This window comes from Lysinibacillus sp. BSL11 (genome assembly GCF_052928325.1).
The window spans coordinates 47,447-60,475 of sequence record NZ_JAVGCX010000009.1 but is presented as its reverse complement, the minus strand read 5'-3'; the positions used below and the strand labels follow the sequence as shown (position 1 = coordinate 60,475).

The window sequence follows — 13,029 nt, the reverse complement described above, 5'->3', positions numbered from 1 at the left end:
CTCTTAAAATGCCTCTGCATCTTCAGGCAATGTTTGGCCACCATCAATAATGATCGATTGACCCGTAATAAAGCCTGCCTCCTTACTACTTAGGAACAATGCAGCATACGCTATATCCTCCACACGACCAAGGCTACCAAAAGGAATCGCCTTCGCCATCTTTTGTAGATAGGATTCACCAAGACCATCTAAGCCTTCTGTTGCAATATTTCCTGGCAACACGGCATTGACCGTAATATTATAAGGGGCTAATTCAAGAGCCGCAGTCCGCATAAAACCTAATTGAGCTGCCTTACTTGCGGCATAATGTGTCCATCCAGCATAGCCAGTCACCGGACCCGTTATCGATGAGGTAATAATGACCCTGCCAGCATTCGCTTTCTTTAAATGGGGCACGCAAGCTTTGACAGCAAACATCGTTCCTCTGGCATTGACATTTAATACCTGATCCCAATGGTCAGTGGTCATGTCCTCTAGTTTCATGGAGGGAAAAATACCAGCATTGGCACATAAAATATCGATGGAACCAAAGGAGCTAGCAACCTCCGTAGCCATGCTTTCAACAGATTCATAGTTTTCAACATCAACAGTGGCAGCAGAAGCTGAGAATCCTTGCGCTTGTAATTGATTTGCTACTTCTGTGGCAGCTTCAATACCTCTTGCTGCAATCACCACATGAGCACCCTGTTCCGCAAATACGGTAGCAATCCCCTTCCCAATTCCTTTACTACCACCAGTAACTATGACAACCTTCCCCGTTAAATCGACCTTCAACTCGTTCCTCCACCTTTCCTTTTCTTCATTTTAAGTACTTGGCTTTTTCGCAATTTCTGTTACTAATCCATTCACCGCAATATCTGGCCTTAAAATAGTCGAAGAGGCAATCCATTGGTTGGCTGCTTTAGCTAGTTGTGTACCAATGGCTATCGCTTCCTGAATGGCCGCTGTGTCCCCTTCAATGGCAATGGTTACTAGAGCCAAATCGATGGTTTCTTGTCGAAGTATTCGAATATCCGCTGCTTTGAGCATAGCATCTGCGATTCGTATGGAAATCGCAAGTCCTCTTGTCTCCACAATACCAATCGATTTCATCATGTAACAACACTCCTGCTAATATCTTTGTATCGTCATCCCTTTTTCCTGGATCATTTCTTGTGCTAGTGCTGTAAGTTTTGTGTGGGCAGGCAGTGTCAGCTGTTGCCCCTTGTACGATTGAAGCATCTCTGCTGTCAAATAGTTTGCCACTATAGTCGAACGAATAGGTTCCTCTTGCTGCTTTAAAAATCGAATAAGCTGTGCAAATAACTGAATGTCACAGCCAAACTCCTTTAGGCGCTCTATATGATGCAACAACATTTTCATGTAAGGATTCGGTTCCTTTGCTGTGACAACAGCAGATAATTTTTCATTAGGAATTAAAATTGCTGTTCGATTGTTCACCAGCAACTCAGACAGATACAAGGCTGCCGGTGTAGTAGGCAAGCCTTGGGCACTGCTGACGATAAATGTTTGATCCACCTCGAGAAAAACAATAGCATCGTAGAATAGCTGAGTGGGACTGATGGTATCATTTGCCTGCCACTCCTCAACATGGCAATAGCTTTGTAATACGCCCACCTGTTTCTCAGAAATGGTCGTATGAGAATGGACAAGCAAAAGTCTTTTATGCTTTTTTTCCATCATCGATGTGACTACTTCTTCGATGATTCTCTGTAATTCTTTTATATCCATACCTGTCACTCCATTTTGATAAGCTTGCCAATTGAATACTGTTGAAGAGCGGCTGCATTCGCCTCATCTGTATCTACATGCATCTCAAGAACGAATGCTGGTGAAACGCGTATGACCACATTCATTAATCGTAGTTGACGTACATCCCCACAGATTTCCACCGTCACGATTTCCTTATCTTGGACATTGAAGGCAATAGCATCGGATATATCCATGTGTATATGTGCTTGTGCAATAATCAATCCTTGCTTTTTATGGAGAGTTCCATGAGGCCCAATCAATGTAATCGATTCAGATTTTTCTAAGTCGCCTGACATACGAATCGGTGGTGTTACGCCAAGCTTTATGGCATCCGTTTGACTGATTTCGATTTGGGTTGCAGTGCGAAATGGGCCTAAAACCCGAACCTTGTCAATTTGACCTTTGGGTCCCTTTAGCGTTAGGACATGCTGTGATGCAAATTGACCTGGCTGGGAAAGATCCTTCCAGCTCTGTAACGCTGCCTCTCTACCAAATAAATAATAGAAATCCTCCTCATTAACATGACAATGACGGGCAGAAATCGCAATCGGGATACTTTGATTCGTAACAACAGCAGCATGTACTTGCTTGTTTTTCATCACACTCCCTCACTTTTCACTTAGGTAAAATTGCGTATAATTCCGAATGAGGGCGTGGAATAACATGTACCGATAATAGCTCACCTACTCGACGTGCGGCCTCAGAGCCTGCATCCGTCGCTGCCTTGACTGCCCCGACATCACCTGTCACCAGCACCGTCACAATACCGCCACCAACATGTACTTTCCCTACAATATTGACGTTTGCTGCCTTTACCATGGCATCTGCCGCCTCAATTGATCCGATTAAGCCTCTTGTTTCAATCATGCCTAAAGCTCCATTTATCTCTACGCTCATTTCCTTTTCCCCCTCTAATTACTTAGCTTTGTGAGTACTTCCTCTACAATCTTTTCAATGGTTAGCCTGTCAACAGATACCCCTTCAATTGCTTGCATCGGTAGAGGCTGTATATTTTGTGGATGCCGTGGGGGAGGAATCGTTAGTGCCTTCACACCATAGGCCACTCTTTTTTTATTTAATAAATGATGTGCAGAAATATTATCACTCGTAATATTTCCCCCGTAGGCCCCACAGCCCAATGTAAAGGAAGGCGTTAAACTTGTCGTACCGCCTGCTGCCCCAACAGATGCTAAAGTATTGACTACTATTCTGGACACGGGCATTTGAGCGGCAAACTGCTTAACAAAATGTTCGTCCTGTGCATGAATAGCCAAGCTATGTCCTCTTCCTCCAACGTCAAGCAAGCGACGGCAAATCTTTACGGCTTCTTCCTGAGAACGAGCCGTATAAAGACCTAAGATAGGAGAAAGCTTTTCCATGGAAAATGGATACTCCTTCCCAATCTCCTGTTCCTCCGCCACTAATACACGTGTATGTCGAGGGACATCAATATTGGCCATTTGGGCAATTACGGTTGCTGGCTTCCCAACAATTTGGCTATTTAATGTACGAGCTACTGGTGAAATTACCTTTGCTAATTTTTCCTTGTCCTGCCCGCTAAGAAGGATGGCCCCATTTTCTGCTAAAGCAGCCATCACCTGCGCTTTTACCTCCTGATGCACGACAATAGCTTGCTCTGTGGCACAGATAGTACTATTATCAAAAGATTTACTATCGATAATTTGTTTCATTGCCTCGTTCACATTTGCTGTGCGATCAATATAGACAGGAACATTCCCAGGGCCAACACCATAGGCTGGTTTCCCTGAGCTGTAGGCAGCTTTGACAAGCCCTGCTCCACCAGTTGCTAAAATGAGCTGTACATCACGATGATGCATAAGTTCCTCTGTTCCTTTTAATGTTGGATGGCTAATCCATTGAATAAGTCCCTCTGGTGCTCCTGCCTGAACGGCTGCCTGCTGACAAATTTTCAATGCCTCAATGGTGCAGTTGACTGCTGTTGGATGAGGACTAAAGACAATGGCATTTTGCGCCTTTAAGGCAATTAGCGTTTTAAAAATGGCTGTAGCAGTCGGGTTCGTGACAGGTGTAACTGCCGCAATAACACCGAATGGATAAGCAATTTCCACCTGCCTTGCTACCCTATCCTCGTGTATAATGCCAATTGTCTTTTCATGCCGAATGGCTTCATAGACACCTTGAGAAGCCAGTTCATTTTTTATTTTTTTATGTTCAATAATGCCCATCTTTGTTTCCGTAACAGCTAATACGGCTAGATTTTCTGCCTGTTTATACGCAGCTTGGGCAATGACCTCGACAATTCGATCGACCTGCTCTTGCGTAAAGCTGGCATACATTTTTTGCGCAATCGAAGCGGCTGCTATACCGTCTCTTGCCTCTTGTATCGAAACCAAATCTTGATCGCTCACCATATGACGAACCTCCCGTCATGTAAATTTTTTTAGGGCAATTAAGTCGCTCGAATTAGCTACAGAGACAGTGCCTGATGATTGCTGGTGCAGACTTTGCCAATGCTGTAATTCATGCGTAGATAATGCTTCATAGGAAGGGACAGTTGATTGCTGCATCTGATGGTGATTTTCTTTTATTAATCGAAATGATTGCCATTCCTGTAATTCTTCATTTGTTAATATTTTAGAAGCTAGTTCAGGCTGAGAGCCTTGCGATAGTTTTTCCAATACCAATTCAGTAATCTTGGCAATTAGCTGATTGTCCATATGCTCACTCCTTTTCGATTAGCATGGTGAGAACAGATTCGTCATACGCTTCAATGATTGTGGTTGCATCAGGTAAATAATCCTTTGGGTATGTGGCTACAGGAATAATGCCAATTGAAAAACACATGCCAGCATTTTTAGCAAAGAGCATATCTGCATTCGAATCGCCAATCATCACAGCTTTCTCAAGTGGTACTTGAAATTGTTCCTTTGCCACATATGCTAAGTCTGGGAAGGGCTTACTGGATGTAGCTTGGTCACTGCCTAGAACGAATTCAAACAAAGCTAATAACTCTAGCTGTTGTAAATGTGATTTGGCTCGTGCCGTTTGATCAGCTGTAATCACTCCTAATTTCATCCCTTGATTTTTTAAGGTTATTAAAAGATTACGAATACCAGGTAATGCCTGTACCTCGCTATTTTCCTGCTGTGATGTGGCTAAGTTGGAAGCTGCTCTCGCCAGTGTTACCCCTTTGCTCCATGGGATTCCCTGCTGATAGAGTAAAAATGCCACGATCGTCTCAGCTTCTTGTATACTTCCAATGGCTAGAGGACTCGTTGGGTCAATCGTTGCTCCATTGTCGTTAACCCCTATGTTTCTTAAAAAGGTTTGTAAGGAAAAACAGATTTTTAAGTCTGAATTTTCAGTTAAATTGACATATAAATTTTTTGCCCAGGCAATCCATAAAGAATCCATTTCAATGATTGTTCCATCCTTATCAAAAATGACCCATTCCACTTTTGTCATAGGAAAACCCATCCCTTTATTTATTCTCGTATAGCCTCTATTGGCGATACTGGTGCTTGCACCTCTACCTGCACCTTAGCGTCCTTCGCAAAGCGTTCCTCTGGTGCATCCTCATTAATATGGTGTCTTGCCCACACCCAATAATAGACCGTTGCCACAGCAAAAACAGCCAAACAAACGATGAAAAAAGTCAAATTTGCAAAGAAGCTCGCAAAGATAGCAATGACGGCTAGCACAAGTGAGACAATAGGCGTAAAGGGATACAGTGGTGTCTTAAAGGTACGCACTAAATGAGGTTCTTTTTTACGCAAAATCAGCACCGATAAATTCATCGTAATATACGATACTAATGCCCCAAATGTAGAAATTAAAATTAAATCATCTGGATTAAATAAAATGACTAACACTAACCCGATAAAGCCTGGCAAAATAATGGCCATATATGGTGTCTGACGCTTTTTATGCATCTTCGATAACATGCTTGGCAAATAGCCTGCACGTGATAAAGCATAGACCTGACGAGAGTAGGCCAAAATCACGCCTGAAAAGCTTGCAATTAGTCCTACTAAGCCTACAGATGCTAAAATCTGCGCCAACCAATACGTATTTCCAAACACAGCGGCAATCGCTGCTGGCAATGGATCTTCAGCAACCGTCATAACATCGATGCCAGCTAGCCCAATGGCAACAGTTGTTGTCAAAATGGATAAAATCAGCAAGGTCACCATACCTGAAATTAACCCCTTTGGCATGTCCTTCTGTACATCTCTCGTCTCCTCCGATAACATAGGCAACATCTCGATTGCTAGGAATAGCCACATCGCATAGGGCAATGCTGACCAGATACCTTTAAATCCACCTGGTATAAGATCACCACTCTCAGGGAATAAATGGCCTACATTAATTTGCGGCAATCCAACGAAATACATTAATACTAATAACCCTAACGCGATAAAGACAAGCACCATTTCGATTGTGGCGTATTCCTTAATACCAATAATGTGAACACCCATGAACAAAGCATACATAAAGGCAGCTGCCACCACTGTCGGTACGGCTGGAAATAAAAAGCTAATATAACCCCCAATACCAATCGCAATAATTGGTGCGGCAATGACATATTGCAGCACGACACCAACCCCTGTAATAAAACCGATATAACGACCCATCGCCCGTCGAGCAAAGGAGTAAGGGCCTCCTGCATAAGGTAACATCGTCGATAATTCAGAAATACCTAAGGTCATCGTTAAATACATAATCGCCATAAATAATGTGGCAATGAGCATTCCTAAAAAACCAGATTGACTTAAACCAAAATTCCAGCCAAAGTAGTTACCAGAAATCACAATGCCGACGCCAATTGTCCATAAATGGATGGGTGTAAGGGCTTTCTTTAATACGATGATTTCATCCTTTTTGGAAGACATGTTATTCGCCACCTTTTATCGTTATTTAGTTGTTACAGTCTTGATACTTTTCTACATAGGTTTTCACTAAATCATCACTCTGAAGCGTGTAATTTTCACCAAGTAAGCGCGTTGTCTCATTATCTCGACTTCCAATCCACGAAATAAGCTGTAGTCTTCTCATTAATATAAAAGTTGGGATCATCTCTTTTTCTTCGTCTGTTAATAATCGAATTTTGCAGTAGCCCTTAACCCATGAAGCGATCAACTCATCAAGATACGGCATATGCTCAATAAAGCTCACCGATGTGGCTAAATCATATAAAAACCACCCAAAACCACAATCATCAAAATCAATCACTTTAATTTCATCCCCATAGATGAGTAAATTAGCTAAGCGTAGATCCGCATGGATAAGGCCAAATCTTGTTTTATCTTTCCCAAATGCCTCAAGCTTCTTTTGAATGATATGTGATGCTTCCTCATATAAAGCGATTCGTGCAGGGGTCATTCCAAGTCCATCCTGCCATCTCGCCCATTTCGGAGATTGACCTAGAATCGTATCATAATCCCATGTCATGCGCTGAAAGGCTTGGTAATAATCATGCTGCTCGATTGTATGTTTATGGAACATGGCTGTTATTTCGCCTAATGTTTCAAATTGCTGAATTAAATCATCTTCATTATTCTCATCAGGAGCAGTGCCCTCCAAAAATGTAAATAATGTGCTATAATATATCGTGTCATTATACGAATGAGCATGTACGTAGTCACCGTCATCTGCTCGCATCGGTAATGATACATCAATAGGAGATTGCTCATGGAGCGAGTTTAACCAGGCAATCTCCGCTTCGATTTCCTCTTTTCTATGGTAATTTGGTCGGCTGATCCTCAGAATATATTTTTTTCCCTGCCCATCTTCTACGAGATACGTTGCATTTTCGGAATAATCAATCATTTTACAAGATGCTTCTAGTAAACAACTAAACTCCTTTAATGCATCATTTGCTGCTTGATGAAAGTTGGAAAGGACCAATTCTAAATCTATGAAATCCATTTGACCCATCTAGAAAACCCCCTGTTTACTAAATTGACAAGCTTTCTTTCCTTTAATAGCGTGCAAATTTTACAAGCTGCGCTGCTTCTTTAATGCCCGCCTCACATTTTTCAAGCAATTCATCACAGTACGCTTTATCACATAATAGCCCTGGCTTAAATTGCAACACACGTGTATCCAGCATTGAATAAATAGCCCATACCCCATGTTTGTACAAGGAGCTCATCACATATTTAGCCCCTTCAGGATGATTAAACTCTAGGCCCATAACAACGCCAAGCTGACGAATGCCCACAAAGAAATCTGGATATTGTTGTTGAATACGCTCTAAGCCACTTCGTAGATAACGAGCAACATATTCTACATTCTTTACTACTTCAGGACGTTGGGAGATTTCTAATACTTTCATCGCCACTACACAACCTAGTTCTGCTCCACCAAATGTAGAAATATGGGCTAGTCCATCTTCTTCCATCCAGCCGCCTGCTCGTTCATTGACCACTGTAGCTGCAATTGGATAAATACCGCCACTTAGACCCTTTGCTGTCACCAGAATATCTGGTTTCACACCATAGTGCTCAATACCCCACAGTTTACCTGTTCTCATTAAGCCTGTTTGCACCTCATCTGCAATATATAATGTCCCGTATCGTTCACAAAGTGATTTGACATCAGCCAAGTAATTAGCAGTGGGCAAGGGGAACCCATATGTCGCAGGGATGGTCTCGATAATTACGCTAGCTACATCCCCTCTAGCAAGCTCACGTTCCATTGCCGCAAGATCATTGAATGGCACGTGCACAAATTCATGTGGACTGCCCTCACTTAAAAACGGTTTTGAATAGCGTTCATTGCCAAGCGAAACTGCAAGACCTGTGTGCCCATGATATCCATTTTTAATGGAAATCGTTTTCTTACGTTTTGTAGCATAACGCGCACACTTTAGGGCAACATCAATTGCTTCACTTCCACCGCTAGAGAAAATAGAATATGTTAAGCCTTCTGGTGTGCAGGCTGCTAATTTTTCAGCTAACTGTGCACGTGCAGTAGATGGAAAATGATGATTGCCAATATCAAAATAATTGGTTCCTTCCACTAATGCAGCAATGACTTCTGGATTACGATGGCCAAGGTTATATGTTCCGCCATTGAGATGCGCATTCATTAATTTTTTGCCATCCACATCGTAAAAATAATAGCCCTCTCGTTTCCCGATAACGACATCGACACCATCGATTTGCCACTGTTTCGTTTTTCCTGGATTCCACCAGTCAATTGATTTTTGTAAGGTTGCCTGTTTATTTGCAAAATAGTCCATAGTTTCCACCTTCCTATACATTGACGTCATCCAACATTTCACCTGCAATGAATAACTCCACTTTTTTCTGCTGTAATCGTTCCTGCCATTGTGTGGAGCTCTTTTGATCTGTAATCACCATCGAAACGTCCTCTAAATGACAAATATGCGCAAATGTAGAGACACCAAATTTCGTATGGTCCGCTAAAATAATCGTATTTTCTGCCCGCTCTATTAATTTCTTTGAAATCGCTGCGCCCGTAATATCATAGTCGGTAATACCATCAGCTAACGAAATCCCACCTGCAGCAACAAAAGCTTTATTTGCCTTTAGTTGATTAAAAAATAAATCAGCTAATGGACCTCCCATAAATTTTTGTCGATGTTCATATTCTCCTCCCGCAAAGAGCACCTTCCCTTGAAAGCATTCTGCGGCTAATGATAAAACTGGGAGTGAATTGGTGACGACAATGACGTTGGGCTTATCACCTAAATAACGAACGATTTCATAGGCTGTTGTACCATGACCGATAAAAATAACATCACCGTCTTCCACAATACTTGCAGCAGCCTTACAAATCCTTCTCTTCTCTATATTGTTAAGTGACGTTTTCTGTTCAAAGGTCCTCTCATACTTTTCCTTTGCCTTCACAGCCCCCCCATAGACTTTGTGTAGAAGCCCTTCTTTCTCCAATCGATCCATATCTCTACGTATAGTCTCGCCTGAAACATTTAATAGCTGCTCTGCATCACTTACCTTTACTTTTCCTTCTAAATCTAAAATATCTAAAATCACTTTTTTACGTTCCTCAAACGAAAGAGACATACATCATCACTCCAAACACAAAGTTAAATCCAACAAAATCCACAAATTCAACACTTTATTTCTGCATTTATGTGGATTTGTTTTGAATTTTAAATAATAGTTCGATAATTGTCAATACTCAGAATTTTATTTTACGTATGATTTTTTCTCTCTAAAGCCACTTATTTCTCATAAGTGTAAAATGAATACTCCACAAAAAACCAATTTCAGTTGTCTCATAATGCTCTCTAAACCTTTTTCAAAATATTTTTCTACAACTATTTTTTCTCATAAAAAATCCCCCTTCATGGTAGAAACCATAAAGGGGGATGACGAGATTATTTTGTTAATTCTTCAACAAATTCAACAGGTACATATGTTTTGCCGGATTCTAATAAAGCAGGGGCTACTTTAAATTGGCGAAGCGCTTTATTATAACCATATTCTTTTTGACCTCGCGTAATTGTATACGAAAGGGCTCCTTTTGAAACAATGGCACCTTTTGGCGTTACTTCCACCTTAAAGCCTAGCTTTTCAGCGATTAAGCGTAGCGGCACCATTTTAGTCCCATCTACTTCGTAAAAGTCTTTATTGATAATTTCTTGAACCGCTGAATCAACTGGAGCTGGTTCTGGTGTTGGAACTGGATCCACTTCAACAGGTTCTTCCTTCTCAATCGTATCTAATACGATCACTTTTGATGGCGGTGTTTGAGCAGGGATGCTCATTGTTGCGATTGTGTAGAACACCACTAAATGCTGCTCTTTTAAATCGTCCACTTTCAGATCTTTACCAGTAGCACTTGCTAGCTTCGTGTCTTCCCCAACATTTAACTTAAGGTTATTTTCAGTATCCACTAAATCTTTATTGAAGAAATCCACTTCCACGCTACCCATTTCTTCTGTTTCTACAATGATTACTTCTGGGTTGTATTGTGGTGGATAAATCGCAAGCATCGGCTTCTTGGCATAAGAGTAAGCTGAGACCTTATTTCCTTTTTGAAGCTTGGCTTCTTTTCCCATATTGTCGAAAACTAATGAGTCTTTATTGGCAATCACAATATTTGTATTGTCACCATCCACCACTGTATAGTATGTGGCATTTTCACGTACTTCTACGTTTTCAACAGTACCTGTCACTTTAATAAAAATAGGCTGCACTTGTTGCACTGAAGTTTCTGCGTTAATCACAGTAGGTTCCCCTTCGTTCGCTGATGCAGTTGGAGCTCCAATCGCGCCCCCTAATAATAATGCTGACATAGCAAATGGTACGACCTTCGTCATTTTCATACAAAAAGCATCTCCTTCATTTTCCCGAATTCAATAAAGTAGTCGTATACACAAGAAAAAGGTTACAAACTGTCTCCATTTTTATGGCTAGAGCTTTGCTTTCGCGGGTATCTACCTTCTCTCCGCGGATATTCGCTTCTTCGCGATTTTATTCTACCCCCATCAAAAGATAAATCTCAGCCGATTCAGGATGCGTTGTAAGAAATATTGGTTTTCGCTTTGCTGAGTTCTTAGCTCGCGGGCGACGTCAGGATGGTCGGTGATGACGCCGCTGACATTTTTTTCGATGAAGGTTTGCAGGGAGCGATCGTCATTGAGTGTCCAAACAAATAAATCGGTCGGATGTTGCTTCAATTCTTCGATAAGCTGCTCCGTTACCCAGGATTCCTCCAGTGCGATAAAATCAACATTTTCCTCCATTGGTCCAATATTGAGTGCATAAACAATACCGACGCGCAAATTCGGCACCAATTTTTTTAATTGCGTCATTTTTTGTCCATCGGCGGATTGCACATAGTAGGAATCTAGCACCTTGTATTTTCGTAGCTTCTCTACTAATTTAGGTAAAACATCTTCCGTTTCCTGACCATGCACCTTTAATTCGATTAGTAGCGCCACATCTAACGCTTTGGCAATTTCAATACAATCATCTAATGAAGCAATTTTATCGCTAAAGCCATTTTGATGAATGGTTAACGTTTTTAGTTCGCTCAGGGTCATATTCGCAATGACACCATTTTTACCTGCTAACCTTCGTAATGTTCGATCATGGAAGACAACGAATTCCCCATCCACAGTTTGTTGAATGTCGATTTCAATTAAATCTGCCCCCGCATTGGCTGCACTCACCAATCCACTAATTGTATTTTCTACATTACCTGCTACATAGCCGCGGTGGGCAATAATTTTGGTATCTGGTGCATAGACACTTTTCTCTAAGGAATTGATATTCATCATACTTAATACGAGAAACACAATGCCACTGATCAACAGCAATGGCTTATAGCGCCGCTTCCGATGTGTAGTAGCGCTGATTTTACCCATCACTGGCGTATTATACGTGATGGCGACCATAACTTGTGAAAACATCGCCTGTAATAAACTAAATAGCACCACAAAGACCATTTCTAAAAAGGCTAGTGTCAGCCCAGCCGTAATCAAGGCTGCACTTGGCATTAAACGTTCAATTAAATAGAGTGGAAACGTAGCGACCACTGTTATACCAAGCATCATCAACAGATGACCTGTTAAAAGCATAGCTAGTAGCACGACTAGTTCAAATAATCCACGCTTGGAAAATCGCCAGCTTTGCTTAAAAGAACGCAAAATTGAGATGTTCGGCTGGATTGTAAAGATAGGTAACGTTAAGATACTTCGAATGCCTATCATCACAATGATGCTTGCCACCACAGCATATGCTAGCCTACCCGCTCGACTACTCATGATTTCTTCAGTTAGAAAAGGTGGTAGGGAGATGGATTGAGTCAATGTAAGGGGTAGCATAAAGGAAGCTAGTGGCATTAATAGCGCTAGATAGACGATGAGAAATAAAACTTGCACACTAAAAAAATAAACAACCTTGCGATTTAATTGTTGCCATAAAGGAAGAAATCGGTAGCGAAGTCCTCGTTGCTGATGAAAGGCCATGAGAAATAGAAAGCCCATCTCATAATATACAAATAATAAAAACAGCAAAATTAATAGACAAATCATTATCATCACAAAGGGATGCGTCATAAAGCTTTGCCAATTTTGCTCAGTGATATGTGTAAACCCAGTTACTCGTAGCATGAGCTTCAAGACGATAGAGGTTACAGGGATCATTAATAAAAACTGAAAGATTCTAATTAATGCGAAAACCTGTACATAATCGAATCGATAAACATAAATATTATGGACAGCCTGTCGCATTACTTGTCCTGCCTTGTGCACATACTCACCCCTATCATGCTGTTAAAATCGCTCACTACTAACGT

The 13,029-nt window shown here is 41.3% G+C and carries 14 protein-coding genes; all 14 read right to left on the bottom strand.

Going from position 1 to position 13,029, the window contains the following annotated elements; translation table 11 throughout:
- Window positions 1-3 precede the first annotated feature (3 nt).
- Window positions 4-774 carry a 3-oxoacyl-ACP reductase FabG gene (gene fabG, locus RCJ95_RS12180; protein WP_221683165.1) on the bottom strand — a complete coding sequence of 257 codons (771 nt, stop codon included), beginning with the start codon at window positions 772-774 and terminating at the stop codon, window positions 4-6.
- Window positions 775-804: 30 nt separating this feature from the next.
- Window positions 805-1,095: a BMC domain-containing protein gene (locus RCJ95_RS12175; protein ID WP_048390435.1), complete on the bottom strand. Its 291-nt coding sequence runs from the start codon at window positions 1,093-1,095 to the stop codon at window positions 805-807.
- 15 nt (window positions 1,096-1,110) lie between these two features.
- Window positions 1,111-1,731 (bottom strand): hypothetical protein, encoded by a 621-nt coding sequence (locus RCJ95_RS12170; protein WP_221683164.1) that lies wholly within the window; start codon window positions 1,729-1,731, stop codon window positions 1,111-1,113.
- A gap of 5 nt (window positions 1,732-1,736) precedes the next feature.
- Window positions 1,737-2,351 (bottom strand): phosphate propanoyltransferase, encoded by a 615-nt coding sequence (gene pduL / locus RCJ95_RS12165; RefSeq protein WP_221683163.1) that lies wholly within the window; start codon window positions 2,349-2,351, stop codon window positions 1,737-1,739.
- A gap of 16 nt (window positions 2,352-2,367) precedes the next feature.
- Complete coding sequence (locus RCJ95_RS12160) at window positions 2,368-2,649, bottom strand: BMC domain-containing protein (protein ID WP_004229005.1); 282 nt, start codon at window positions 2,647-2,649, stop codon at window positions 2,368-2,370.
- A gap of 14 nt (window positions 2,650-2,663) precedes the next feature.
- Complete coding sequence (locus tag RCJ95_RS12155; protein ID WP_446722357.1) at window positions 2,664-4,145, bottom strand: aldehyde dehydrogenase family protein; 1,482 nt, start codon at window positions 4,143-4,145, stop codon at window positions 2,664-2,666.
- A 15-nt stretch (window positions 4,146-4,160) separates the two neighbouring features.
- Window positions 4,161-4,451 (bottom strand): hypothetical protein, encoded by a 291-nt coding sequence (locus RCJ95_RS12150; protein ID WP_221683161.1) that lies wholly within the window; start codon window positions 4,449-4,451, stop codon window positions 4,161-4,163.
- A 4-nt stretch (window positions 4,452-4,455) separates the two neighbouring features.
- A complete protein-coding gene (locus RCJ95_RS12145; protein ID WP_221683160.1) occupies window positions 4,456-5,199 on the bottom strand; it encodes an HAD-IA family hydrolase in 744 nt (247 codons plus the stop codon).
- A 20-nt stretch (window positions 5,200-5,219) separates the two neighbouring features.
- Window positions 5,220-6,626, bottom strand: a complete 1,407-nt coding sequence (gene eat / locus RCJ95_RS12140) for an ethanolamine permease (RefSeq protein WP_221683159.1) — start codon at window positions 6,624-6,626, stop codon at window positions 5,220-5,222.
- Between the two features lie 25 nt (window positions 6,627-6,651).
- A complete protein-coding gene (locus RCJ95_RS12135; protein ID WP_274772746.1) occupies window positions 6,652-7,671 on the bottom strand; it encodes a phosphotransferase enzyme family protein in 1,020 nt (339 codons plus the stop codon).
- Window positions 7,672-7,714: 43 nt separating this feature from the next.
- On the bottom strand, window positions 7,715-8,980 hold the full coding sequence (locus tag RCJ95_RS12130) for a class-III pyridoxal-phosphate-dependent aminotransferase (RefSeq protein ID WP_202341857.1): 1,266 nt from the start codon (window positions 8,978-8,980) through the stop codon (window positions 7,715-7,717).
- 13 nt (window positions 8,981-8,993) lie between these two features.
- Window positions 8,994-9,785: a DeoR/GlpR family DNA-binding transcription regulator gene (locus RCJ95_RS12125; protein WP_004229022.1), complete on the bottom strand. Its 792-nt coding sequence runs from the start codon at window positions 9,783-9,785 to the stop codon at window positions 8,994-8,996.
- Window positions 9,786-10,102: 317 nt separating this feature from the next.
- Complete coding sequence (locus RCJ95_RS12120) at window positions 10,103-11,053, bottom strand: stalk domain-containing protein (protein ID WP_446722356.1); 951 nt, start codon at window positions 11,051-11,053, stop codon at window positions 10,103-10,105.
- Between the two features lie 162 nt (window positions 11,054-11,215).
- A complete protein-coding gene (locus RCJ95_RS12115; RefSeq protein ID WP_446722355.1) occupies window positions 11,216-12,985 on the bottom strand; it encodes a glycerophosphoryl diester phosphodiesterase membrane domain-containing protein in 1,770 nt (589 codons plus the stop codon).
- Window positions 12,986-13,029: the final 44 nt, after the last annotated feature.